We start from the raw sequence: 25,628 nt of genomic DNA, 5'->3' as shown, positions 1-25,628 counted from the left end.
AAGTTTGTTGAAGCCACGTGGAGTAGTACCATTGCTAACGAAGCGATAACAATCTTACAAATAATCAATAAACTACGATCTAACAAAACAACTGCGTCAATGAGATGTCTTTTTCAATCTAAAGCAATTGTGCTTCTAAAGTATTTTTTAATAGGAGGGCTGATTGTATTGTTTGAAGAGAGTAAGGCACAAGATACATTAGTTTTAGATACCTTAGAAATTTATAAACAAAGCAAATCTATACCACAATCATTTACTAAAAATCCTATAACGTTAGCTACTTATTTGACCCAAAATTATAAAAGAGACGATCAAAAAGTACTTTCAATAGCTTACTGGATTGCTACGAATATTCAATACAATTATCAAGCATTTAAACAGCGTTTGCTATCAGAAAAAACTTCTGTAGAGATTTTGCGCTCCAAAAAAGCTTTGAGTCATGAATACGCTCAATTATTCAAAGATATGTGTGGTAGTGTTGGAATACAAGCTGCTATTGTAAATGGTTATACCAAAGGATTTGATTTCTTCTCCAAAGATACTTTGTATCGTGCTGAACATAGTTGGTCAATCGTTCAAATTAATGGTCATTGGCATTTGATAGATTTGACCTATGCTAGTGGTCGCATAGAGTGTCAACAACAGGTATTTGCCAAAGGAATAGTCAAACTATTTAATGGTAGGATAATTCCTCGATTTAAGTATGTTCAAAAATTTAACCCTGCTTGGTTGTTTGTTGCTCCTGATGAATTTATTTTTACCCATTTCCCAAACTTAAAAAGGTATCAATTGCTCAAGCAACCACTTGCCTTTGAGGCATATCAAGCGGGGGGATGGGCCATTCATAGTCATTTGTCTTGGTTTCCCAAAACCTATCAGAGTAACCCCGCTATTGATGCATTTATTCAACAATCTAAAATAGAGCAATGGTTGTTGGAAGCCCAAGAGGCGCATGCTATTAACTCTAGCAATCATCAAGTAAAAGGATACCTTTATTATCTAGCTTTAGATAGTTTGTTTCGTGCGACTTATGATCCTCAAACGAGTGCCTTAATCGCCTCAAAGCGCTATTTGCAAAGAATGGCAGACTATGCTAATATTGCCGAAATAGCTTTGCGTCAGAGTGTTGAAGATAATAATCAAGAATATAAGAACAAAATGGCACAAAGTTGGGCGTGGAAAAAACGTTTGTTTGACAGCAATAGAGGGCATATTCAGCAGCTGCAAAAGCGTTCTCAAAAAAATACAGAACAGGAGGCATTAATTGTAAAAATTGAAAATGATAATTTGAATAGTCAGCAATTGGTAGAAAAGCACTTGCGTCATAAAAAAAGGCAAAGAGTTAGATTTAACAATATGGACAAAGCGAATTCTGAAATAGCAATTCAAAATTCTATTATCCATGCTCCTCGGAATGTGTTATTACATCAAACATTAGATTCCTTAGAAGAAGTGGCGAATGCCTTGATGGTTCAAAAAGATTCTTTATTGCAGTTTTTAGACGAAAAAATACAAGAGATTATTTATCCTAAAGAACAGTTGGTTATGCATATTCATCGAGGAAATTTAAAAGCTCTGCGACAAATTGTTGATCAAAAAAAATTAGCGTTGTCCTTGGTGTATGAGGATGCTCAGGTATTGGACAAAGGTTGGTTTAAGAAGAGCCTCTCACGGGCAGATAGTATTAACAAGGTTATTATCGACACCTTTTTGCTTACTTTGTACCAAAAACAATTAGCTTCTCAAAAAAGAATGCAATTGTATTGTAAGTTGATCGATAATCAATTAGAATTGTTACAAAAAGAAAGAAGTCGTAAGACTCAAAGGGCAAATACGCTGCAATATTCTATTGGTGTATTCGTAAACTTAGAAAACAAATTATTACAATATAAAGAGCAGTTAAAAAATTGCCTAGGATTTCAGCAGAGATTAATTCGTTGGTTGGAAAATGAAATTCAGTATATGCATCAGACCATACAGGTTTTTTGGAGTGATAATCGCTTGGAACATTATCGACATGTAAAATACATGGAGTATCGCCAACATATTCGTCAAGCTGAAAACGCAAAAATACATTTGATACTTCAAAAGATTACTAAGATTAAACGAATGATAATCGCTGCACAATCTTAGTGCATGGTTTGTTTGACAGGACACCAACAGATGATATAAGTCTAATAGAAAAAACTAATAATATGCTAATCCTGATTGTAATTTAATTGGGAGATTCGAATCCATTTATATAAAATACCACTATGACGATGGCTAAAAAAATAAATCTAGCGACTTGGAAACGATTGCCTCAATACGAGTTTTTTAAGACCTTTGATCAACCTTTCTTTAACATAACCGCTAATATCAACGTAACAGAACTTTATGCGTATACAAAGACAAATCAACTGCCGTATTTTTATACTATGTTGCATACTTTGTTAAAAGTGATTCAAACAATTCCTGAGTTCAGATATAGAATTTATCATGGAGATGTATACGAATATACAAGCATTGATAGTGGAGTAACAATTTTGTTAGAAGACGAAACCTTTATGTATGGAACCGTAGCCTATAAAGAAAATCTTAGGGATTTTATTGTTAAAAGCCAAGCAGATGTTGAACGTCAAAAAAAAGAAAGAGGTTTTGTGCCACATGGAGAACCTAATGTAATATATGTTTCTGCGTTACCTTGGGTATCATTTACAGGGGTTCAACATGCTCGAAAAACAGGAATGGAAGATAGTATCCCTCGTTTTGTTTTTGGGAAATATTTTAAAGAAGGAAATGAGCTAAAAATGCCGCTTTCTGTTGAGGTTCACCATGCTTTGGTGGATGGCTTTCATGTTGGTCAGCTATTCGAACGTTTGCAAAAAGAAAATTTAAACTTTGTTTAAGATGCTGATTAGTAGTTGGTTGTGTGTTTTGTTGTTGCTAGAGGCTTAATTGAAGGAGGAATTTAGTGCCAACAAACTAATTTAAAAATAAAACAAAAAAAAATAACAAAAAAATAAACCATCCTCTAGTAAAGCGTAGATGGGGCTTCCCCTTTTTATTTAGAAATATTGAAGTGTTAAATATGCTCCTTTAAAAAAAACAAACTGGACTTTTTAGTTTTAATATAATATCTTTGTGACCGATTTAAGATAAGATGAGTTGTATCAATTTTAATCATTCACTAACAAACCACTTTAAAACTAAGAAAATGACAAGACCTTTAATCACTATTTTATTGTGTATTGTATTTGCGTCAGTATCTATGGCACAAAACCTACAACCTATTAACAAAACAATTTCATTTCAACCTCAATTATCTACTTTTTCGAATGCACCTGAAGCAACGACCTTGAACTGTGTGGACACGATAGAGTTTACATTGGCAAAAGCAACAGGTTTACGTATTCTTACCTTAAATAATGCAACATCTGCACAAGCGGCATCTCAGTATTTTAATGCTGCACAAGCAATTACTATAAGTGGTGCAACATTTTATGCGTTTAAATCAGATGCAACAGGAGGTATTTCTGCGAATGTTCCTGTATCTATTTACTTGGCAGGAGCAGATTCTTTGCCTACAGGGGCACCATTAGCTACTGTTAACGTACCTGTAGATACTACTTTTGGTGGAGGTTCATTAGCTGTTCTTGAAAAAACAGCAAATTTCACAACACCCATAACTATGACACAACCTTATTGTGTTGTAATTGAGAACAATAGCCCCAATGGCGTTGGTCTAGTATACAATGACTATACTAGTGGCGATGGTAGACAACAATGGCTATCTGGAGCAAATATTGGAGGAAACTGGTTGAATTCATACGTTATTAGCATTGGAGGAGCGGCATTGGATGCAGATGTTTTGGTTTACCCACATGTTAGCTATGATTTGACCTCTTCATTTACTTCAAGTAGATCATATATGTGTGCTGCTGGAGTTGTGACATTTACCGATAATTCGTCTGTTATTTTAACAGATCCAATGTACAATAGAGCAGCTTTCTTTAATGCATTAGCTGTATCTTATGCTTATGACTTAGGAGAAGGAAACCCTGTAACAAAAGTTATTGATACGACACATACGTATACAACACCTCCACCATATACCGTTATTCAGTACGATACAATTTTAGGATGGAATACTTTCTGTGCAGCAAGTGACACAACTGTTTTAGCACCAATTACTTTAACGACAACAACGAATACAACGGTGTCTAATTGTGATCAAGCAACAGGTACTGCGACAGTAAGTCCACAATTAGGGGTAGCACCATATACGTACCAATGGGATGCCGCTGCTGCTAACCAAACAACGGCTACAGCAACCAATTTGGCGGCAGGTTCTTATATGGCAACATTTACTGATTCAGAGGGTTGTATAGGTTCAGATACATTTGTAGTTGACAACCCTGTATCACCAACACTTGGAGCAGCTGTAAGTTCTAACTATAACGGTGCTGATATTTCTTGTAATGGAGGTGCTGATGGAACAGCACTTGCAACAGGTACCAATGGAACAACACCCTATACATACCAATGGGATGCCGCTGCTGCTAACCAAACAACGGCTACAGCAATTAACTTGGCTGCGGGAACATATGGTGTAACTATCATTGATGCTGCAAACTGTGCTGCTACTGCTACTGTTACTTTGACAGAGCCAACGGCATTGGTTGCTACTGGAAATGCTGTTACAGATGTATCTTGTAATGGAGGTACTGATGGAACTACTTCTACTACTGTAACAGGAGGAACTGCACCATATTCTTACCTATGGAGCAACTCTGCTACAACAGATACTATCGTAGGATTGAGTGCTGGTAGCTACATTGTTACAAGCACAGATGCTAATGGATGTACGGTTGTTGGATCTACTTTGACTGTAAATGAGCCAACATTGTTAACCTCTACAATTCTAGATAATGGAGATGGTACAGCTACTGTTTCTGGAGCAGGGGGAACTCCTGGATACACTTACCAATGGGATGCCGCTGCTGCGAATCAAACAACAGCTACTGCAACAGGATTGACGAACAATACTACTTATAGTGTTACTGTTACCGATGCGAATGGATGTACTTCTGTTTCTAATGTAACTGTAACAATTGTAGGTATAAATGACCTTGAGGTATTGAACAGTCTATCTGTTTTCCCAAATCCTGCTCGCACAACTGTATTTGTAGATTTGGATATGCAAGTAGCCAATGATGTTTCTATCCGTATCGTTAACGTTACAGGACAAACTGTTTTGGAGAAAAACTTAGGTAATATTCAATCAGAAAGAGTTGAATTGAATACTACTGAATTGGCGAAAGGTGTTTATATGATGAACTTCAATATTGGTGCAGAAATGACAACTACAAAGTTGATTATTGAATAGCATGAATACCAAGATACTTTTAGTATAAATGAGAAGCCATATCCTTTGATATGGCTTCTTTTTTTATTACTCAGAGAGCATTTTTAATTTTTTTAATGAAAGGACAATGCTGACTTCTTTGGGGTTGTCTTTTTCTTTTTCATCACTGCCCATATATTTTCTACATTTTAGTTCTCCAATTGGAGGACTTAATACAAAATTTGATGGCTCAACACCAAGCTCTATCAAGTACTCTTTGACACTATTTTGCCTGCCTTTTGAAATTTTTCTATTAATCTCTTCACTACCTTCACAGCTTGTTGTGCCTTCAAGGTAAATGGAGTAGTACTCATCATTTTTTTGTTTTAGCGTTAAGTCCCTAATCATGCTAATTTCTTGTGTAGAGAATGTTTTATGAGGGAAGTCCTTTTTTAGTTTGGTGGCTACTAATTTTGAAAAATCTTCAACAATTAGCCGATGCAATTGATTTTTATCGCCTTTGTCTAGAGTAACTTCATTTTTTTCAAATTTTATGGAGGAGTTATCGGTCTCTTTTTTAGGCTTTTGAGCCTTAAAAATAATAGGGATTTGCATATTTAACTCAAATCCTTTAAACAGTATAGCAGAATAATCAATAGATGCAATACCAATAGATGCTCCCATGTCTAAATTATTACTGTCAACAGAAGCTTGGGCTTTTAAAACTATCGTATTGTTATTTAATTCAGCAGAGGTGTCAATTGTTATTGTTTGTTGATTGATTTTGGTAATCAATTTCTTTAGTTCATTTGTAAATTTTTTGTCATCAGGATGAAGCTTGCCAAGTACTAATATTTGTTTGATAATAGAGGCAAAAATATTCTCTCGATTGAATTGAGAATATGTTTTTAGTGCATTGATACTAATAGTACCATTGCCTTGAACTTCGTAATGAGTACTAATGGTTTCGTAACGAGTAAACGTGTTGATGATTGTATCACCATGTGATAAGATGAACTTCAACTCTATAGTAATACTTCCTGTTGTATTTTGAGGGAGCGTAATGCTGTCGTCTTTATATGCATCAGATATAGATCTTGTGATTTTTTTGCCGTTTGAACAGGTAACTAAGACATTTGCCTCTGCTATAATAGAAAAACTACCTAACGTCGATTGGATAGGAGTCTCCGAATAAGGTTCTTCTTTTACTTTTTTTTGCTTTTCTTTTTTCTTCGTCTTGCTTTTTTCTTTTTTCTGCTGAATAAGAGCTACTTTTTTATCAATTGCTTGATGAATCTTTTTGTCCCAATCATCTAAGCGATCGATTATTTTCTGTGCTTTACGTTCTAGAACACCACTAGCTTTGATGCGACCTGAAATGGTTGCAATATCCATAGAGTAGTCTTGTAGTTTGGTGTAGGGTGTTAGTTCTAAATTGCTTTCTACAAATACATTTTCCAATTCAGCAATCAACGCTTTTGCAGCGTTTAGTTTTCTATTATTGGAACGTTTTATTTGCTTTAGTTTAGCCAATTTTGCCTTTGCTTTTTCGATAGAAGCTTGCATTTTTTTTAGCTTTTTGTCTTCTTCGTCACTAATGTAGCCATCAGCGTTAAATAATTCTCCATAATAGCATAATTTATCATCCATGTATTGTAGTTCATCCTCCAATTCTTGAATCTTATCTATTGATGTTGCCATAATTATTATTTAGGTGATTTTTGATAAAATAAATGGGTTTAGTTTCGCTAGCTTGTTCTTCTTAAGCTATTAATTTATATTTGCAGTAAATATCTAATATTGTGAATATACTAGCAACGTAGAATATTGAGAACGTGATGTTTTGTAGAAACTATTGTGAGTGATTTTTTAATTGTATTAGTTTGTAAAACAGCTTTTTAAGGTTGTATTGTTGTGATGAAATACAATAGTTAGCAGCGAACCGAGCTATGCGAGTTCACGACCGTAGGGAGTAACAAAGCTAACTAAAAGCGAAGCGCTCATGAAGTACCACGCAGTAGCAGCGCAGCTAATCAATGAACTACTAAAAATAATAATCGAATGGATAAAGGAGAATTAAAAGCATTTTTAGCAGAAGTAGAAGAAGATGGCATTGCTTTGTTACATAGCAGAGGTTATCAATGGTTCAAAAGTGAATTTTTACCTTATTTAAATTTAGGAGATACGCTCTTAGCCGATCAGGTAGAGCTCTTGGCAGACTGTTGGTACTTGGTTGGTGATGTGTACGATTTTAATGGAACACCCATCAAAGCAATAGAAAGTTATAAAAAGGCTTTGGAATATGATGATGATGTAGATGGTGCCTATCGTGAAATTGCCAATATGTATGAACAAATCGGACAATACACAGAGGCTTTGGAATATATCAATATTGCCATAGACAAAATGCCTGAAGAAGAAGAATTACTTGATGATAAGGCTTCGATTCAAGATAGTATCAATTATACAGTAGAACCTTATCTGACTGCTAAAAATCAAGCTTGGACGTTGTCCGAGCAATTAGCACAAGGAGAAGTGGAAGCCGTTGTTCAAACAATTGCTGCTTTAGAAAGTCCCAATGTAGCTGTTTTGCAGTGTTTGGCTAAGGCGTATGGAATGGAATTAAAAAAAGAGGCTTATTTAAAAACTTGGGAACGTATCCTTCGGACGGAAGGCAACATGACTTTAAATTATGCCGATTGGTTCTATATGCCTCGTTCTATTTATAACAATGAGAAAATATGGTTGCTAATTAAAGAACTAAGTCCGAGAGTCAACGAAGCTATTTTTATTGAGTTTGATAGTTTGAGTGAACATTACAGTGAGGTACTTTCACAAGCCGAAGAACTAAGCCTAATTTGCGATTTTCAGATTCATAGAATTACAAAAAATCAAGCAGCGCTCAAAGAATTGGCTGCCCAATATCCATTGTGGGAAGAAGTGCAGGAGTTGTTAGCTTAAAAAGAGGATGTTTTGCATTAGTTTGAATTGCTAGCCTTTTATTGCAAAAAACTAAAATGATAAATAAGAGGAGTTAACTATTTGAGAGTAACGCTACATTATTCTCAAATAGTTAGCCCAAATAAAAAATGCTAAGAAGGCTGACTGCCTAATGCATAAATAGCAAAGCTAGCCAACCAGTGCCCACCTTCATAATGTCCGTCTACAATTTCAGGCAAAGAGTGGTGAATATGCTGATGAGCAACGGTTTCTAAGTGAGCATATTCAGGTAACGTTTGGGCAATTCCATACAAGCACCAAGCTCGACTAAAATTAACGCCATCCAAATGCACTAAGTGACCGTCGGTACGATCGCTAACAATACCTGGTTCTAGTTTGAAATCGGATTGAGATAATTGCGGTAAAAACTTTTGCAACCAATCAGCAAATTCTTCTTTAGGAAGGACTCTTCTCATAATATCTATTTCCTCCAAGCAAGGAGACAAAAAATCATATCCCCCAGGTTCCCATTCTAATGGACCATTTTCATCTTTCAAGAAAAAATCTTTAGCTCTATTAGTAATTAAATCCTTTAACGCATTGTGTCCAACTGTAGCGGCATAATCATAGGCAAAAGTGAGCCCAAATCCTGTATTGGTATGAGTTCCTATACGAATAGGGTAGTAGAGTTTTGGCAAAAATTCAAGGTAGCTATCAACAATAAGATTAGTTAAGGGCTGCAAATTATTTTCTAACTCTCTAGCAAAGGGAGTATCCCAAGTATGTAATTCTTCTGCTAATTTTAACAACCAAGCCCAACCATAGGTGCGTTCATAGCTTTTGTTTTGAGGTTGTTTGAAGTAGTCAACTTCCTGTAAAATATTTTCTTTAGAAATACGTGCCGCTAATTTTTGTTTAATTGCTTCTGCATTTTCCAAGTTGGGAAACTCCTTAAGTAAACGTACCAATGACCAGTGCCCATGAACGGCCGAATGCCAATCAAAGCAGCCATAAAAAGCAGGGTGTAAAATACTGGGGGCTTTTAAATCTTCAGCTCCCGACAATACTTGTCCTAGTTTGTTTGGATATTCTGTTTCCATACAGGTCAGCGGTAGTTTAGCAAGTCGATTAGCTTCTGTTAAATCCAATTTGGGAGCAGGAATAGATGGTTTAGGAGTCATAGTAGTTGGTGTTGATGTCTTTTCTTTTGAAATGTTTTCAGTAGTTGTTGATTGATTCGAATCACAAGAAAACAATAGATAGACCAAGAGTAAAATAAAAAGGTGTTTCGTTGAGGGCATGATATTTTAGATTGAATAGATGGAATAATTGCTGTTGTTAAGGTGGCGACAACAGCACTTTAGAATACTTCTAATACATACATAATAGGGAATCTAATACGATTTTTAAACGGAGTAATGATAGTTGTAACTATTTTGCTTCAACAATAGAAGTAACTCAAAGGCTTGGGGGTTTATTTTTCTTTTTTCTTAATGCTATACCAAAGACAGTTACAGGAACAAGCAACAAAACATACAAGTATTGAAGGGCTATGGTTAAAAATATTGGAATCAGAAGATACAAACAACTGTAAAATAATACCAAATAAATAATAGAAATATGTACATTTTCTTTTTTGTGATAATCCAAGAAAATTACAAAAGGAAAAGATGTAAATCCAATCACTAGTGGTAGAAATAACAAACTAGAATGAAAGAAGCCAAAGTCAAAAAGAGTAGATTGCATGGGAATAAGTGGAGTTTTTTTGATGATTGGGACTCAATATACAAAACTTTGTAATAAGAGGAAGGAGGCTTTGAGGATGATTTGTTTGTAAAGAAAAGAAAGAGCTATGTTCGCATCGAACATAGCTCTAAAGGTAATATACTTTGAGGAAGTGCTTTGTTAAGTTTTTGAAAAGCTTTCAGGGGCATCAAAGGTATTTTCGTTTACATTCACAAATTTGATATTGCTCAATGTTGCAGCACCCAATTCTTTGGTTAGTCCTTCCTCTTTTCTCCATTCCCAAAAAATCCAATTTTGAGCAATAGGAATACCATCGATCATTGTATAATCTTTGTATTGAATGGCATGAGGATCTTTTTCTGCTTCTGCTTGAGTGCTTCCTCCAGCAGTAACGATATAAGCTGCAACATCAATCAAGTGTGTTTCCTTATCGGCATAAGCAATATACCAATCTTCAGGATCATCACCTGTGCCCGCATCAAACGTAAGTTGCTGAGTAAAGTATTCTTTGTCGTTCAACATAGAATTCTCGTAAGCTTTCCAATTGGTTCCAGGGTCACTTAATTTGTATGGATAAAGAAAGAAGTAAGGCCACGTGTAGGCTCCAAAACGGATTCGCTGTGGATTTTCCATTTCTGGAGAATAGTAAACATCATTCTCATTGTAGTAAACCTTATGACCATTTTTATGTGTAATAACTCCTCGGCGAGAATCCGTCGTTGTTAGAATTGTTCCATTGAGACGTTCATTGCCACCAAAAGTTAATACAATATCAAATTGAATGGCTTTTTTAGATAAAAAATCTTCTCTATGGTGCGCTTCTTCGACTTTGGCTACAAAAGCGTTTTCGTTTTGATGCTTCTGGGGAGCCTCTGTTGTTGTTTCTGTTGTTGCAATAGAATTAGAATCTATATCAGAAGCAGCTTTTTCTTCAGGAGAGCTACAAGCAATTATAAGGGTGAATAAAAAAAAGGAAATGATAGATTGATAGTACATGAAAATTAACTTTTATAGATGAAAAAATATAAAGCCCATAAACAAAAGTGCTTTGCTTTTTGTTGTCAGATCCATGTCAACATTTAGAAATAGTTTACAAAGTGTGCTTAAAAACTGGATGTATCAACCATTAAAATTAATTCTGTCGTTAGGATAACTCGAATGGTCGAATTTTTTGACATAACGCAGCGAGTTAGCAACTCTTAAGGGATCAGACGTGTTTGATAAAAGAAGGTAAGAGGTTGTTATTAGAAATACAAATAAAATACTATGAGAAGTTTTGCTTTTTGGGCATTGGTTGTTGTAATGAAAATTTACGTCTATTTTAGTTTAGTTCGGTTGTTCAAACGACCATTGTATCGAAATTTGGCGATTGGTTTGGGAGTGATCTCGGTTTTGTCAATGGGGGTAGGTGTATATGCGCTTTTTAATAGCTTTGGAGGAGGAATTAGTTCTGTTTCAGCTTTTGCCAATTATTCTATAGCGTTAATGATTTCCTTTTTAGTTTGCGAATTAATGGTGTCTCCATTCTTTTTGTTAGATGACTTGGTAGGCTTATTTCAGAGAGGTCGCCACTATTTGGGCAAACGCCATCAGAAGGGAATTAAATTTGAGCGACGGAAATTCTTAAAACAAGGCGGTGTATTGCTTGGAGCGATTCCTTTTATGTCTTTTTTATATGGCATTACGTGGGGGAAATACAACTTTACAGTCCACAAGCAGCCTTTAGTATTTGATGATTTACCTGATGTTTTTGATGGGTTTAAAATTGCTCAAATATCAGACGTGCATTCTGGAAGTTTTGATAATAAACAGGCGGTTCAAAAGGGAATTGAATTGTTGCAGGCACAAAACGCAGATGTAATTGTATTTACAGGTGACTTGGTGAATAGTTACGCTTCAGAAATAGAGCCTTATTTAGATGATTTTAAATCATTAACAGCTCCTTATGGTAAGTTTTCAGTGCTCGGAAATCATGATTATCCCATGTATAAACGAATGTTTGATAACGATGAGCATGGTCAACGAAATTTAGACCGAATTAAAGAGCATCACCAAACAATGGAATTTAACTTGTTATTAAACGAAAGTAGAAAACTAGAGAAGGAAGGGCAATACATTCGTCTAATAGGAGTTGAAAATTGGGGACGCAGCCGACATTTTCCTAAGATAGGTGATTTGGATTTGGCTACAGCAGATTGTGAAGAAAAAGAATTTAAAATATTGATGTCACACGATCCAACTCATTGGGAAGACCGTGTTAAATCTTATGATAAACACATTCATTTGACTCTTAGTGGACATACGCATGGATTTCAAATGGGAATTGACTTGCCCATGTTCAAATGGAGTCCAATTAAGTATGTGTATAAACATTGGGCTGGTTTGTACGAAGAAGCGGGGAAGTTCCTGTATGTAAATAGAGGGTTTGGTTTTTTGGGTTTTGCTGGGCGAGTAGGAGTCTTTCCTGAAATTACAGTATTTGAACTGAAAAAAGGGTAAAATTTCTATGGAACGATTTTTTTTTAAGAAACAACAAGTCTTAATTTTTCAATAGTAGCCCCGTACTAAAATCCTAACAAGGGGCTACTATCGGAAATACTTTTGAATGTTATTCTTCAATATTTTTATCTCCATAAGCCAAGTCTCCTGCATCTCCCAAACCAGGTACGATATAGGAACGGGCGGTCAATTCCTCATCAATTGCTGCCACCCAAATACTTGCTTTGGGTAAGGTTCTTTCCAAATGTTCTATGCCATCTGTAGAAGCAATAGCCGCTACGATATGAATGTGAGATGGGGTACCATGTTCCAGTATACCTTCAATAGCCGTTGTCATAGACATTCCTGTGGCAATCATTGGATCACAAATGATGAGTGGTTTGCCCTCAATAGAGGGACAAGAAACATAATCCATATGAATTTCAAATGTGCCATCTTTATGTTGGCGGCGATACGTTGTAACAAAGGCATTGTCAGCTTGATCGTAAAAATTCAACAAGCCTTGATGCATTGGAATTCCTGCTCTCAGAATCGTAGCCAAAACTGGAGGAATAGCTAATATTTTAGAATTGGAAATTCCCATAGGTGTTTCTACTTCGAATTCTCCATACTGCAATGTTTTGCTAATTTCGTAGGCAAAAATTTCTCCCAAGCGTTCTAGGTTTTTTCTAAAGCGCATACGATCTGCTTGGATGTCGATGTCTCGAAGCTCTGTAACAAATTGATGTATAAGGGAATTTTGAGCAGATAGATTGAAGATAGGCATGATGATTGATTTTTTTTATAGAAAAACTTAATCCATTGGGGTCTAATGTAAAAAAAAAAGCTTAGATTTTGCTTCACTTGTTGATTTATATTGAAGCGGATTTTAAAAATGAATACAATTGTAATAGGGCAGCAACATTATCGCTGGGAAGTAGAAGTGTTTACATGGTTGGGAGCAATAGAATGCACCATTTATAATGTTGTAGATCTTGCAGCCTGTTTGGTTATTGTCCAAGAAGGAACGGACAAAAGATTATCTTCTCCCCAAAAGGTAAAAGAGTGGATTAATTTTGCCTTGCAAGAGGGATGGTATAGCGAGACAAGAGTGTATAGATTGTTTGAAATCAATGGTCACCATCGAATGGTTCGTTTGAGTAATAGTTTGGCACAAGGCGCAAAAGTAGCCTCTACTTTAAGTCAAAAATTTGGAAAATCTACGACTGCCTTAGAAAAAAGTAACCATCAATATAATTTGACAAATCTAGAGCAACAGATTGGTTTGACGTTGCCTACTACACTCAAACAGCTGTATTTGGAATTGGGCAATGGTGACTTTGGTCCTGATTATGGCTTTTTCTTTTTAGAAGAAAAAGAAGGCAGTTCAAAGATTACTTTGGAGCAAGCTTATGATGAAATACATCAAGCAAAAATTAAGGATTGGGACTGGGAACTGTCCAAGCTATTTGTCCCATTTTTGTACTGGGGAGCTGATATTTATTCTTTGATAGATTGTGGTAATCCAAATGGTGCTGTTTATGTATTAGACAAGAACCTAAAACAGGAGAAAACAACTTGGCAGTCTTGCGTTTGGAAACATTGCGATTCGATTTTGGAGTGGCTCGAAAAATGGTCGGAAGGCGATACTTCTGGGCGTTCTCTTTGGTTAGAAATGTATCAATTAAAGGGCTTGTTGTAATAGCTAATAAATAGCTAGGGGTAGTTGGCGGCACTACTATTGTGTAGTCGTTGATTTAAGCTTAGGATTACTTTTGTAAAAAGTTGAGCGGAAGCATTTCCCACTCTTTCCCACCAAATGATTCAAGTTTCCCACTTTTTTCACTTTTTTGAAAAAAAACGCTTTTTTTTTCCACTTTTTTGAAAAAAAAGGGAAAATTTCCCACTTTTTACAAGGGTGTAAACGAAAAAGTGACACACTTTTTGCTGTAGCCCATAAATAAAGGGTTTTGAGAGTCTTAGCTGCTTGGGTGAGACTCATTTTTTTTGCACTAAAGAGAAGAAAAGTGCAAAAAGTGGGAATTATTTTCTACAAAAAGTGGTAGAAAGTGGTAAAAAGTGGTAAAAAATGGTATTTTTGATTTGTTATAACAAACAAAAGATTTTTAATGATACAATTTCTCGGTGAATACAATTGCAAAATGGACGCAAAGGGGCGTCTAAGATTGCCATCGCCCTTGTTGAAACAACTGGGAGATTTGGCACAGGATGGCTTTGTACTAAACCGAGGTTTTGAAAAATGTTTGGTATTGTATCCTAGACAAGCTTGGGACACGATTTCCAAAGATATTCAAAAACTAAATCAATACGTAAAAAAGAATAGAGATTTTGTTCGTTATTTCTTTAGAGGAGCAACTGAGTTAGAATTAGATAGCAATTCTCGACTATTGTTTCCTCGAACAATGCTTGATCATGCTGAAGCGGACAGAGAATTAGTGTTGTTTGCTTATTTTGATAAAATTGAGGTCTGGTCAAAAGAAAATTATGAAGCTTTATTAAATGATGAACCAACTGATTTTGATGCTTTAGCAGAAGAGGTCATGGGCAATTTGAATGGAGGAAGTCAAGATGGAGGAATTGAATTATCATAATCCCGTATTGCTTCAAGAAAGCATTGACGGGTTAGCTATAAAGCCAGATGGCACGTATGTAGATGTTACATTTGGAGGGGGAGGACACTCTGCTTTGATCTTAAAACAATTAGGTCCAAAGGGAAGGTTGTTTGCTTTTGATCAAGATGCTGATGCGGCGGAGAATGTAATCGAAGATGAGCGATTTAAGTTAATACCACACAACTTTCGATTCTTAAAGCGTTTTTTGAGATTAGAAGGCGTTCGGAAAATTGATGGTTTGTTGGCTGACTTGGGCGTATCTTCTCATCAATTTGATACAGCAGAACGAGGCTTTTCGTTTCGTTTTGATGCTTTGTTGGATATGCGAATGAATCAAGGTGCAGATCTAACTGCCGAGCGAGTAGTCAATACATATAATGCACAACAATTGCAGCATATTTTTGGAATGTATGGCGAAGTTCGAAATTCCAAAACACTAGCGCAAACAATTGTGCAGAAAAGAGACTCTGGAGTTGCCTTAAAAACAATTGGTGACTTTGTAACAGCTATTGACAAATGTATTAAAGGAAAGAAGAATCGCTACTTGTCTCAAGTTTTTCAAGCCTTGAGAATGGAGGTAAACGAAGAGATAGAGGTATTAAAAGAAATGTTGTGGCAGAGTACAGAAGTATTGGAGACAGGTGGAAGGCTTGTAGTTATTTCATATCATTCCTTAGAAGATCGATTGATTAAAAGTTTGATCAAGAAAGGAACATTTGAAAAGGAACCAGAAAAAGATGATTTTGGCAACTTTTATCAACCTTTAAAAGCAATTAATAAAAAAATTATTATCCCTACGGATAAAGAAATAAAAGAAAATCCAAGAGCTAGATCCGCTAAGATGCGTATAGCAGAACGAACGGATAAGAAACCGCTATTATTTAATTGACGTACGGGCGAACCAAGTGTTCGCCCCACGACAATTTATAGCAACTCCTTCTCGTACTAGTTGATTATTCTGAATATATAAAGAGTGGTTATAGAGAAGAAGAGGAAACGAGTAATATTATGGCTGAGAATAAAATAAAAGCACCTGTATCAACAACGCCCAAAAGGCCTTCCAAACCAAAAAAGCAACCTGCTTTTATGAATGGTTTGAATATGAGCGCTTTTTATTTGTTCAATAACATTCATTTTATCTTTTACTTGGCTTTTTTAGGAGTTATTTATATTGCTAATTCGCATTATGCTGTTCAAACTATTAAGGAAATTAAATCCATCCAAAAAGAACTAAGGGCAATTAGCTGGGAAAGTAATTCTAAAAACTCAGACCTGATGTATCAAAGCATGGAATCTGTTGTTGCTAAAAAAGTAAAAAAAATGGGTTTGGAAGAATTAGAAACCAATCCCAAAAAAATTATCAGTAAAAACAAAATCAAATAAGGACTATACTTTAGGTAGCCCTATTGAACATAAGGATAGAAAACTCAATGTCAACAAAAGACCAAACCAAAAACGCCGCTAAACCGGTAGATGTTAAGAATGCCATTTTGTGGCGCATCTACGTCGTCATGCTTATGACGATCGTTGCTGCTGTAGTTATTTTGCTACAGATCGGTAAGGTACAGTATATGGACGGCGAAGAACTTAGAGCAAGAGCAGATAGTATTTATATTGCTTTGCGCCCTGTGGAGGCTCCTAGAGGAAATATTTTGGCAGAAAGTGGTAGTTTGTTGGCGACTTCTTTGCCGTATTTTCAGTTACACTTTGATACAAAGGTGGTGCCCAAGGATACTTTTATGAAGTATGTAGATACGTTGGCTGCTTGTTTGGCGCGCTATGTAGATAACGAATATACTATTGGTGCTTATCGAACTCGTTTAAAAAATGCACGTAACGCAGGACATCGTTATTTTCCTATTCGTAAGAATGTAGGGTATTTGGAATTAGAAGAAATTAAAAAGTTTCCTCTATTTAATAAAGGTGGACAGTACAAGAGTGGTTTGATCATTGATAAGATGAGCAAACGCCAATATCCATTTAAAATGTTGGCACATCGTACTGTAGGGTACATTCGTCCGTATGTCAAAATGAAACCATCGGGAGACACGATTCGAGATGTTCGCGGAATGCCTGTATTGGATACAATGCGAGTCGGTTTAGAAGAGGCATTTAATCATATTTTGTCTGGTGAAGAGACCTTGAAACCTATGAAATGTATTGGTAGCAATATTTGGGTGCCTTTGACAGATATGTCCGAAATCGAACCGAAAGCAGGAAAAGATGTCGTGACAACATTAGATATTAATATACAAGATATTACAGAGGAAGCCTTGTTGAGAACGTTACAAAACAATCAAGCGGATCATGGTTGTGCTATTGTAATGGAGGTTGCAACAGGAGAAATCAAAGCAATTGCTAATATTGGTTTTAATAAGGAAAGAACATCTTATTGGGAAACAAAGAATTATGCGATTGCTGAAGCTGCTGAGCCTGGGTCGACATTTAAGTTGGCTACTATGATGGCGTTGTTTGAACATGGTTATGTTAAACCAACAGATACCGTTAATCTGAATAAGGGGCGAATTGAATTTTATGAAGAGACAATGGAAGATGCTTCTTATCATGGTCTAACCCTTACATCAGTTAGTAAAGCATTTGAGATTTCTTCGAATGTTGGAGTCGCACGATTGGCTAATAAGTATTATAACAAGGATAAGGCAAGTCAAAAGAAATATATAGATTATTTGAGAGGCTTGCAGTTTGAGCACTCCAAACTTGGCTTTTCGGGAGAGGGATCTTCTTTTATTAAAGATCCAGATTATAGAGACTGGAGTGGTATTACAGTTCCTTGGATGTCTATTGGTTATGAGTCTTATTTAACTCCTTTGCAAACATTGAATTTGTACAATACCATTGCGAATAATGGTCAAATGATGAAGCCGCATATTGTGAAGGAAATTCGTGCGTTTGGAAAAACGGAGCAACGATTTAGACCTGAAATTATCAGTCGTAACTTAGTGGACAAGAAAACAGTTGCTTATGTCAAGCAATTGTTGGAAAGTGTGGTGGCAGGCAAAAGTGGAACCGCTAAAAATATCAAACCAGAGCATTATAGTATAGCTGGTAAAACAGGTACAGCTATTATTAATTATCGTGCTTACCGAGATAGAGGAGAAGCTAAAAAGTATCGTTCTTCCTTCGCTGGTTATTTTCCTGCAGATAAACCTGTTTATTCTTGTATTGTTGTTGTAACGAATCCGAGAGTAGGGTTTTATGGTGGTCGAGTGGCTGCCCCTGTTTTTAAAGAAATTGCGGATAAATGTTATTCCAAAATCATTGACGTGCATCATGCTATTAATGACTCAGCTAGAGTGTATAAAGGAGCAAAAATGCCAGACTTGCAAGTTGGCTTTAAATCAGACTTTGAAACTTTAGTAGAAGGTTTAGGTATGCCTTATAAAGATGCTTCAACTACACGTTGGGCAGTAAGTCGTATTGAGAATGATACGTTGGCATTGGTAACTAGAAATATTAAAGATCAAGATAAAGTGGTTCCGAACGTTGTAGGAATGGGCTTAAGAGATGCTTTGTACCTCTTGGAAAATAGAAATATTAGAGTGAAAGTGAGAGGTTCTGGTAAGGTGAAATCTCAGTCTATAAAGCCTGGTCGTTCTGTAAATGAAGCACATACGATTGAATTGGTACTAGGATAATTGTAATGAAATTGAGGTATGAAATTAAATGAATTGCTAAAAGGAACCAATTATCAGGCAATAGGACCGAATACTAACCCTGAAATCGAAAGCCTTCAGTTTGATTCTAGAAAGGTGGTAAAAGGTGCTTTATTTGTAGCCATTAAAGGAGTTGAAACGGATGGGCACCTGTACATAGATAAGGCGATTCAAAATGGTGCTTGTGTTGTGCTTTGTGAGCAAATTGACAAGGTTCAAGAAAATGTTCTGTACATAAGAGTTAGAGATACCGCAGAGACATTAGGGCATTTTGCCAATACGTTTTATGGCGCGCCTTCACAGCAATTAAAGTTGGTTGGTGTAACAGGGACAAATGGTAAGACGACAACGGTAACGTTGTTGCATAATTTGTTTAGCCAATTGGGATATACTGTAGGGCTAATTTCTACGGTAGAAAATAAAATAGGGCAGGAGGTCATTCCAAGCACACATACTACGCCTGATGTGATTACATTAAATCAATTGTTGGTGGAAATGAATCATGCTGGATGCGAGTATGCTTTTATGGAAGTTAGTTCTCATGCAGTAGATCAGAAGCGAATTGCAGGAATTCATTTTGAAGGAGGGGTGTTTTCAAATATCACACACGATCATTTGGATTATCACAAGACCTTTCAAAACTATATTTATGCTAAAAAAGGTTTTTTTGATGCTTTGCCTAAAACAGCGTTTGCTCTAACCAATTTGGATGACAAACGAGGAGAAGTGATGTTGCAAAATACCGTTGCCCAAAAAGCAACGTATGCGTTGCGCCAGATGGCTGATTTTAAAGGCAAAATTATGGAAAACAACCTTTCGGGCTTGGTGTTGTATTTGGATGGTGAAGAAGTGTATGCTCGTTTGGTCGGTGGATTTAATGCCTATAACTTGTTATCGGTTTATGCGACTGCAAGGTTGTTGGGAGCGGATAAATTAGAAGTGCTTGCCGTCATGAGCAATTTAGCAGCACCAGAAGGTCGTTTTGACTATATACAAAACGAACAACTAGGAGTGGTTGGCATTGTTGATTATGCACATACACCAGATGCTTTAGAAAAAGTTTTACAAACAATAGATAAGTTGCGAACTGGCAACGGACGAATTATCACCGTAGTAGGATGCGGTGGCGATAGAGACAAAACCAAACGCCCTTTAATGGCGAAAGTCGCTTGTGACTATAGTCAACAAACGATTTTAACTTCCGATAATCCGCGTACGGAGGAACCAGAGGCAATCTTGCTTGATATGGAGCAAGGGGTTCCGCCCTACGCGAATCGGAAAACCTTGGTTATTACAGATAGAAAACAAGCCATCCGAACGGCTTGTCAACTCGCTCAAAAAGGAGACATTATTCTAGTAGCGGGTAAAGGACATGAGAAATACCAAGACATCAATGGGGTCAAACATCCTTTTGATGATAAAGAAGAATTGAGAAACGCTTTGAACGAATAGGAGCTTCTTAAAAAATGAGAAGTTCTTTGGAATCCCCAAAAGAATAGAACACTTAGAATCATGTTATACTGGTTAGCTGAAACCTTAGATATTCGACTTTTTCAATACCTGACTTTTCGTGCAGGATTGGCAGTTTTGATTGCTTTACTAATTACGTTGGTTTTTGGTAAGAAGATTATTGGGTTGATTCAGCAAATGCAAATTATAGAAAAGCAACGCGCATTGGGATTGCCTGGAGAGGAAACAAAAGCCAAGACCCCAACAATGGGAGGGCTTATGATTCATTTAGCAATCTTATTGCCTTGTCTGTTATTAGCAGATTTGACAAATGTTTACATCCAAATGATGCTTTTAACAACTGTTTTTATGGGAGGCGTTGGATTTTTGGATGATTACATGAAGCTGACCAAAGGTAAAGATGGTTTGGCTGGACGGTATAAAATCTTAGGACAGGTAGTATTAGGAGCTATTATTGGTTCTGTTATGCTGTTTCATGATGATGTTGTGGTTCGAGTAGACCAACAAGTAGCAGAGGAGTATGGTTATGAAATTGTCAAAAAAGTGCCTGTAGAACGTACGGGAAGGGGAAGCAATGGAGAAAAAATAACTTATACAAAGGACATGGTCTATGTGAAAACAACGATGACAAATGTCCCTTTTTTTAAAGGAAATGAATTTGATTATCAGTACTTTTTATGGTTCTTAGGTGCCAATGCAAAATACTGGGTATGGCTAATTTTTATTCCCTTTGTTATTATTATTATGACAGCGGTGTCTAATGCGGCAAATTTGACAGATGGAATTGATGGACTAGCAGCAGGAACATCGGCTATTATTGGAGCTGTATTAGGCTTGTTTGCTTATGTTTCGGGAAATAATATCCTAGCGGAGTACTTGGGTGTTTTATACGTTCCACATGTAGGAGAACTGGTTGTTTTTTCAGCTTGCTTCTTGGGAGCGTGTATAGGCTTTTTGTGGTACAATGCTTATCCCGCAGAAGTTTTTATGGGAGATACAGGAAGTTTGGCTTTGGGAGGTATTATTGCTGCGTTGGCAATTATGATTCGCAAAGAATTACTAATTCCATTATTGTGTGGGATTTTTGTTGCAGAAAACTTATCGGTTATGATGCAGGTGAGTTATTTTAAATATACTAAGAAAAAAACAGGTACAGGACAGCGTATTTTCTTAATGTCTCCTTTGCACCATCATTTTCAGAAGAAAGGGATGCATGAATCAAAGATTGTAGCTCGTTTTTGGATTGTGGGGGTATTTTTGGCTGTACTGACAATTATAACTTTAAAAATAAGATAAAACCAATTGATGAGCAATCATAAAAACATAGTGGTACTGGGGGCTGGTGAGAGTGGTGTTGGAGCAGCTATATTGGCTCAGAAAGAAGGTTTTAATGTGTTTGTTTCTGAATTGGGAACAATCGCAGAAGAGTATAGAGCAATTTTAGAAGAGAAAAAAATTGCGTATGAAGAAGGTAAGCATAGTATAGAGCGGATTCTTGAACAATCTAATTTAGTGATTAAAAGCCCAGGAATTCCAGGTCATGTTGCTTTAATTCAACAGCTAAAAGCAAAGGCGATTCCAGTGATTGATGAATTGGAATTTGCGAGTCGTTATACTCAAGCTACGATTGTTGGTATAACAGGAAGTAATGGGAAAACGACAACAACGAGATTGTTGCATCATATTTTGGAGGTAGCAGGTTTTGATGTTGGAATTGCAGGAAATATTGGATTTAGTTTAGCCAAACAAGTTGCAGAAAAAGATCGTGCTTACTACGTGGTAGAGGTTAGTAGTTTTCAATTGGACAATATGACAACGTTTAATCCTCGTATTGCAATTTTGTTGAATATTACGCCAGATCATTTGGATCGTTATGAATATCAGTTAGAAAAATATATTGCCTCTAAATTTAGAATTGTTCAGAATAAAGAGGCGGAACAAGTTTTTATATACAATAGTGATGATGCGAATATTCAGTACGGATGGACGCATTTTTATAATGGAAATACAACGGGGATATGTGAAGTCTCTATGCGTGCTCTAGAGCAAGATTCGGAGCTGTTTAGAGTGCCCCAAATAGGTTTTGAAATGCCTAAAGGAGCATTGGCATTAAAAGGTAGACACAACTATTTTAATATGCAATGTGCTGTTTTGGCAGCGCATGAACTGGGAGTTGAGCAGGCTGCTATCAAAAAAGCGCTTTCTTCTTTCGAGAATGAGCCACATCGTTTAGAATCTGTAATTACACTAAACGAGATAGAGTTTATTAACGATAGCAAAGCAACGAATGTAGATGCCGTATTTTATGCCTTGGAGGCGATGACTAAACCAGTTGTTTGGATTGCTGGTGGAGTAGATAAAGGAAATGATTATGCTCGTTTATTGGACTTGGTTCAAGAAAAAGTGCGGGCTATTGTTTGTTTGGGAAAGGACAATACTAGAATACAAGAGGCGTTTGAAGGAAAACATGAGATTATTGTAGAAGCTAGAAGTGTGGAGGAAGCTATAAAAATAGCTACGTTATATGCTGAATCTGGAGATGCTGTATTATTATCACCAGCTTGCGCAAGTTTTGATCTATTTAAAAACTATATAGATCGAGGCAATAAATTTAAGGCTGTGTTGAGACAACAACACAAAATAATGACCGAAGGAATACAGGTTAGTTTGAACATTGATTTTAAGCAAAATCCTGTTGATCGGAAGTCAGACGATTGAAAGATATAAGGAGACACAACTAGAGCACTTGTGTTTGAGTTGTGCACCAAGATTATAAAGAATAACAATGGACGTAAAATTTATACAAACTAAAGTAGGTGCTCTATTGCAGGGAGATAAAGTTATATGGCTAGTAATTGGATTGCTAGCGATACTTTCTGTTTTGACAGTTTACAGTTCTGCTGAAGCGTTGGCTTTACGTACAGGAATGAATACAGAATCTTTCTTAGCAAAGCATATTATTTTATTATGTGCTTCTATGGTATTGATTTATATCTGTCATATGGTCAATTATGTCAAATATGGGCGTTTGTCGGTCATTTTGTTAGTTATAGCTGTTCCATTGCTAGTGTATACCCAGCTGCTCGGAGAAACCTTTAATCAAGCTACTCGTTGGATACGAATTCCTTTTATAGGTGTAACGTTTCAAACATCAGATTTTGCGAAGATTGCCTTGATTATGTATACTGCTAGAACATTATCACTGATGCAAACGAAAGAAGTAGCATTAGGAGAATTGATTATTCCTGTACTACTAGTTTGTGGATTGATTGCACCATCGGATTTATCGTCTGCTATGATTTTATTTTTTACTTGTGCTTTGTTAATGTTTATAGGGCGAGTAGAAATGAGAAATGTATTTTCATTGGTCATGTTAGGAGTTGGGGCATTTGCTATTTTAATCATGTTGTCAGAGTTTTTTCCAGATTCTATTCGAGTCAATACGTGGATAACAAGATTACAAGATTTTTGGGTGGGTTCATCGGGAGACCAATTCCAAGTAGAACAAGCTCAAATGGCGATAGCACAAGGTGGATTTTTGGGTGTAGGTCCAGGAAATGCACAACAAGCGCATTTTTTGCCACATTCTTATTCAGACTATATTTTTTGCGTTATTGTAGAGGAGTATGGCACAATGGGAGCTATGATTATGATTGGTTTGTACATTACGTTATTACTACGTTGTATTCGATTGGTCACTAGGAGTCCCAAAGCATTTGGGGCAATGTTGGCGTTAGGATTGTGCTTTAGTTTGGTCATTCAAGCATTTGTACATATGGCTGTTAATGTAAATTTATTGCCCGTAACTGGTTTGACATTGCCTTTTGTGAGCATGGGAGGAACGTCACTTTTATTTACAGGGATTTCTTTAGGAATCATACTAAGTGTAAGCAAGTATATAGAAACGAGTGTTGGTGAGGGCGGAAAAAGTGGAGATAACCAAGTAGCTTTGGATAGTTAATTGTTTGGAGCATTACTTTGTGGATAACAGTCAATATGAAAGAAATGAAATTAGACGGACTTAAAAAAATCTATTTTGTAGGCATTGGAGGAATTGGAATGAGTGCTTTGGCACGTTATTTCAATAGCTTGGGAATAGAAATATTTGGGTACGACAGAGTAGAAACAGTTCTTACTAAAAACTTGGAGACAGAAGGAATGAAGATACATTATGAAGATGATGTAACACAAATTCCCAAAGGTATCGATTTAGTAGTTTATACGCCAGCTATTCCAAAAACACATCAAGAACTGAACTATTTTTGGGAGCACAACTTTGTTGTAAAAAAACGAGCAGAGGTTTTAGGGCTGATTTCTAAAAATAGAAAGACAATTGGTGTTGCTGGGACACATGGAAAGACCACGACGAGTGCTATCTTGACACATGTGTTGCGTAGTTGTGGTGTTGATTGTACGGCATTCTTGGGAGGAATTGCAGCCAACTTTGAATCGAATTTTGTAGCAGGTGAATCAGAATGGGTTGTGATGGAAGCAGATGAGTTTGATCGTTCCTTTTTACACTTGTATCCAGAATTGGCAATTGTTACTTCTATGGATGCAGATCACTTGGATATTTACGGAGATCAGGCGTCAATGCATCGAACATTTTACGATTATGTCCAGCAGGTACAAGGTCAATTATATCATAAGTACGATTTGCCGTTGGCACAGCATCATAACGAAGATATAAGATTGAATGCTTATGGAATAGAAGCGGGAAGTATTCGTGCGACCAATATTCGAGCAGAAGCACCTTATTTTGTCTTTGACTGGGAACAAGGAACAGACATTATTAAAAACTTGAAGTTTACTTTGCCTGGTTATCATAATGTATTGAATGCTACAGCAGCCATTGCGATAGCAAGGTATTTGGGATGTACGGCAGATGATATTCGGGCGGCTTTGCTTTCTTTTAAAGGCATCAAGCGTCGGTTTGAATTTATGTTGAATGAAGCAACACAGGTTTATATTGATGATTATGCACATCATCCTGAGGAGCTTAAAGCAGCTATTAAAGCTGCAAAAACCTTGTATCCTAATCGGAAAATAACAGGAGTGTTTCAGCCACACTTGTTTTCTAGAACAAAGGATTTTGCAGAGGGATTTGCGAAAGCTTTGGATGATTTAGATGAAGTGATTTTGTTGGATATTTATCCCGCTAGAGAATTACCAATAGAGGGGGTAAGTTCAGCAATTATTTTTGATAAAATGAAACGGAGTCGCAAAGTTTTGATTTCAAAAGAAGCTTTGTTGGAAGAACTAAAAACGAGAGATTTAGAAGTTTTGATGACCTTAGGAGCTGGTGATATTGGTGCTTTGGTACCTAATATTGTTAAAATGTTAAAGAAATCTTAATAAAAA

At 36.4% G+C, this 25,628-nt stretch carries 19 protein-coding genes; 15 read left to right on the top strand and 4 right to left on the bottom strand.

All coding sequences use genetic code 11. The annotated features are described in order from the left end of the window. Window positions 1–99 precede the first annotated feature (99 nt). The 3 genes from QP953_RS23605 to QP953_RS23595 all read left to right on the top strand — a co-directional run bounded on the left by QP953_RS23605 (window position 100) and on the right by QP953_RS23595 (window position 5,368). On the top strand, window positions 100–2,133 hold the full coding sequence (locus QP953_RS23605; protein WP_309553153.1) for a transglutaminase domain-containing protein: 2,034 nt from the start codon (window positions 100–102) through the stop codon (window positions 2,131–2,133). A gap of 128 nt (window positions 2,134–2,261) precedes the next feature. Continuing rightward, window positions 2,262–2,888 carry a chloramphenicol acetyltransferase gene (locus QP953_RS23600; RefSeq protein ID WP_309553152.1) on the top strand — a complete coding sequence of 209 codons (627 nt, stop codon included), beginning with the start codon at window positions 2,262–2,264 and terminating at the stop codon, window positions 2,886–2,888. A 308-nt stretch (window positions 2,889–3,196) separates the two neighbouring features. Continuing rightward, window positions 3,197–5,368 (top strand): T9SS type A sorting domain-containing protein, encoded by a 2,172-nt coding sequence (locus QP953_RS23595; RefSeq protein ID WP_309553151.1) that lies wholly within the window; start codon window positions 3,197–3,199, stop codon window positions 5,366–5,368. A 66-nt stretch (window positions 5,369–5,434) separates the two neighbouring features. Here QP953_RS23595 and QP953_RS23590 read toward each other — a convergent pair whose 3' ends face one another. Further along, window positions 5,435–7,027: an OmpA family protein gene (locus QP953_RS23590; protein WP_309553150.1), complete on the bottom strand. Its 1,593-nt coding sequence runs from the start codon at window positions 7,025–7,027 to the stop codon at window positions 5,435–5,437. A 360-nt stretch (window positions 7,028–7,387) separates the two neighbouring features. Between QP953_RS23590 and QP953_RS23585 the strand changes: the two genes are divergently transcribed. Next, the gene (locus tag QP953_RS23585) at window positions 7,388–8,287 is read left to right on the top strand and encodes a hypothetical protein (RefSeq protein ID WP_309553149.1); all 900 of its coding nucleotides are present in this window, start codon (window positions 7,388–7,390) and stop codon (window positions 8,285–8,287) included. A 131-nt stretch (window positions 8,288–8,418) separates the two neighbouring features. Here the strand turns inward: QP953_RS23585 and QP953_RS23580 are convergent, their stop codons facing one another. Together QP953_RS23580 and QP953_RS23575 are read right to left on the bottom strand one after the other, a co-directional pair. Further along, window positions 8,419–9,567: a DUF2891 domain-containing protein gene (locus QP953_RS23580; RefSeq protein WP_309553148.1), complete on the bottom strand. Its 1,149-nt coding sequence runs from the start codon at window positions 9,565–9,567 to the stop codon at window positions 8,419–8,421. A gap of 604 nt (window positions 9,568–10,171) precedes the next feature. After that, on the bottom strand, window positions 10,172–11,008 hold the full coding sequence (locus QP953_RS23575) for a DUF6503 family protein (RefSeq protein ID WP_309553147.1): 837 nt from the start codon (window positions 11,006–11,008) through the stop codon (window positions 10,172–10,174). Between the two features lie 270 nt (window positions 11,009–11,278). Here QP953_RS23575 and QP953_RS23570 point away from each other — a divergent pair, with 270 nt between their 5' ends. Further along, window positions 11,279–12,511 carry a metallophosphoesterase gene (locus QP953_RS23570; protein WP_052592969.1) on the top strand — a complete coding sequence of 411 codons (1,233 nt, stop codon included), beginning with the start codon at window positions 11,279–11,281 and terminating at the stop codon, window positions 12,509–12,511. Window positions 12,512–12,620: 109 nt separating this feature from the next. Here the strand turns inward: QP953_RS23570 and upp are convergent, their stop codons facing one another. Further along, window positions 12,621–13,277 (bottom strand): uracil phosphoribosyltransferase, encoded by a 657-nt coding sequence (gene upp, locus QP953_RS23565; RefSeq protein WP_052592971.1) that lies wholly within the window; start codon window positions 13,275–13,277, stop codon window positions 12,621–12,623. Window positions 13,278–13,385: 108 nt separating this feature from the next. On the opposite strand from upp, the gene QP953_RS23560 reads away from it, so the two are divergent. The 10 genes from QP953_RS23560 (at window position 13,386) to murC (ending at window position 25,622) form a co-directional block, all read left to right on the top strand. Further along, window positions 13,386–14,192, top strand: coding sequence for an SMI1/KNR4 family protein (locus QP953_RS23560; RefSeq protein ID WP_052592974.1), 807 nt, complete (start codon window positions 13,386–13,388; stop codon window positions 14,190–14,192). A 427-nt stretch (window positions 14,193–14,619) separates the two neighbouring features. Then, on the top strand, window positions 14,620–15,102 hold the full coding sequence (mraZ, locus tag QP953_RS23555) for a division/cell wall cluster transcriptional repressor MraZ (protein ID WP_052592978.1): 483 nt from the start codon (window positions 14,620–14,622) through the stop codon (window positions 15,100–15,102). Continuing rightward, window positions 15,080–16,012 carry a 16S rRNA (cytosine(1402)-N(4))-methyltransferase RsmH gene (gene rsmH / locus QP953_RS23550; RefSeq protein ID WP_052592980.1) on the top strand — a complete coding sequence of 311 codons (933 nt, stop codon included), beginning with the start codon at window positions 15,080–15,082 and terminating at the stop codon, window positions 16,010–16,012. Before mraZ ends, rsmH begins: the two co-directional genes overlap by 23 nt. 119 nt (window positions 16,013–16,131) lie before the next feature. Continuing rightward, on the top strand, window positions 16,132–16,506 hold the full coding sequence (locus QP953_RS23545) for an FtsL-like putative cell division protein (RefSeq protein WP_052592982.1): 375 nt from the start codon (window positions 16,132–16,134) through the stop codon (window positions 16,504–16,506). A gap of 47 nt (window positions 16,507–16,553) precedes the next feature. Beyond that, a complete protein-coding gene (locus QP953_RS23540; protein ID WP_052592983.1) occupies window positions 16,554–18,779 on the top strand; it encodes a penicillin-binding protein in 2,226 nt (741 codons plus the stop codon). An 18-nt stretch (window positions 18,780–18,797) separates the two neighbouring features. Beyond that, a complete protein-coding gene (locus QP953_RS23535; protein WP_309553146.1) occupies window positions 18,798–20,249 on the top strand; it encodes a UDP-N-acetylmuramoyl-L-alanyl-D-glutamate--2,6-diaminopimelate ligase in 1,452 nt (483 codons plus the stop codon). Between the two features lie 60 nt (window positions 20,250–20,309). After that, window positions 20,310–21,563 (top strand): phospho-N-acetylmuramoyl-pentapeptide-transferase, encoded by a 1,254-nt coding sequence (mraY, locus tag QP953_RS23530; RefSeq protein WP_052592988.1) that lies wholly within the window; start codon window positions 20,310–20,312, stop codon window positions 21,561–21,563. A 9-nt stretch (window positions 21,564–21,572) separates the two neighbouring features. Beyond that, window positions 21,573–22,985, top strand: a complete 1,413-nt coding sequence (gene murD, locus QP953_RS23525) for a UDP-N-acetylmuramoyl-L-alanine--D-glutamate ligase (protein WP_309553145.1) — start codon at window positions 21,573–21,575, stop codon at window positions 22,983–22,985. Window positions 22,986–23,052: 67 nt separating this feature from the next. Then, a complete protein-coding gene (locus tag QP953_RS23520) occupies window positions 23,053–24,228 on the top strand; it encodes an FtsW/RodA/SpoVE family cell cycle protein (protein ID WP_052592992.1) in 1,176 nt (391 codons plus the stop codon). 35 nt (window positions 24,229–24,263) lie between these two features. Beyond that, a complete protein-coding gene (gene murC / locus QP953_RS23515) occupies window positions 24,264–25,622 on the top strand; it encodes a UDP-N-acetylmuramate--L-alanine ligase (protein WP_309553144.1) in 1,359 nt (452 codons plus the stop codon). Window positions 25,623–25,628: the final 6 nt, after the last annotated feature.

Source organism: Aureispira sp. CCB-E (genome assembly GCF_031326345.1).
GTDB lineage: Bacteria > Bacteroidota > Bacteroidia > Chitinophagales > Saprospiraceae > Aureispira.
This window is presented reverse-complemented; position numbering and strand designations above follow the sequence as displayed.

Coding starts and splice junctions, on each gene's coding strand:
- QP953_RS23605 (WP_309553153.1), top strand. CDS start 100: ATGAGATGTCTTTTTCAATCTAAAGCAATTGTGCTTCTAAAGTATTTT.
- QP953_RS23600 (WP_309553152.1), top strand. CDS start 2,262: ATGGCTAAAAAAATAAATCTAGCGACTTGGAAACGATTGCCTCAATAC.
- QP953_RS23595 (WP_309553151.1), top strand. CDS start 3,197: ATGACAAGACCTTTAATCACTATTTTATTGTGTATTGTATTTGCGTCA.
- QP953_RS23590 (WP_309553150.1), bottom strand. CDS start 7,027: ATGGCAACATCAATAGATAAGATTCAAGAATTGGAGGATGAACTACAA.
- QP953_RS23585 (WP_309553149.1), top strand. CDS start 7,388: ATGGATAAAGGAGAATTAAAAGCATTTTTAGCAGAAGTAGAAGAAGAT.
- QP953_RS23580 (WP_309553148.1), bottom strand. CDS start 9,567: ATGCCCTCAACGAAACACCTTTTTATTTTACTCTTGGTCTATCTATTG.
- QP953_RS23575 (WP_309553147.1), bottom strand. CDS start 11,008: ATGTACTATCAATCTATCATTTCCTTTTTTTTATTCACCCTTATAATT.
- QP953_RS23570 (WP_052592969.1), top strand. CDS start 11,279: ATGAGAAGTTTTGCTTTTTGGGCATTGGTTGTTGTAATGAAAATTTAC.
- upp (WP_052592971.1), bottom strand. CDS start 13,277: ATGCCTATCTTCAATCTATCTGCTCAAAATTCCCTTATACATCAATTT.
- QP953_RS23560 (WP_052592974.1), top strand. CDS start 13,386: ATGAATACAATTGTAATAGGGCAGCAACATTATCGCTGGGAAGTAGAA.
- mraZ (WP_052592978.1), top strand. CDS start 14,620: ATGATACAATTTCTCGGTGAATACAATTGCAAAATGGACGCAAAGGGG.
- rsmH (WP_052592980.1), top strand. CDS start 15,080: ATGGAGGAATTGAATTATCATAATCCCGTATTGCTTCAAGAAAGCATT.
- QP953_RS23545 (WP_052592982.1), top strand. CDS start 16,132: ATGGCTGAGAATAAAATAAAAGCACCTGTATCAACAACGCCCAAAAGG.
- QP953_RS23540 (WP_052592983.1), top strand. CDS start 16,554: ATGTCAACAAAAGACCAAACCAAAAACGCCGCTAAACCGGTAGATGTT.
- QP953_RS23535 (WP_309553146.1), top strand. CDS start 18,798: ATGAAATTAAATGAATTGCTAAAAGGAACCAATTATCAGGCAATAGGA.
- mraY (WP_052592988.1), top strand. CDS start 20,310: ATGTTATACTGGTTAGCTGAAACCTTAGATATTCGACTTTTTCAATAC.
- murD (WP_309553145.1), top strand. CDS start 21,573: ATGAGCAATCATAAAAACATAGTGGTACTGGGGGCTGGTGAGAGTGGT.
- QP953_RS23520 (WP_052592992.1), top strand. CDS start 23,053: ATGGACGTAAAATTTATACAAACTAAAGTAGGTGCTCTATTGCAGGGA.
- murC (WP_309553144.1), top strand. CDS start 24,264: ATGAAAGAAATGAAATTAGACGGACTTAAAAAAATCTATTTTGTAGGC.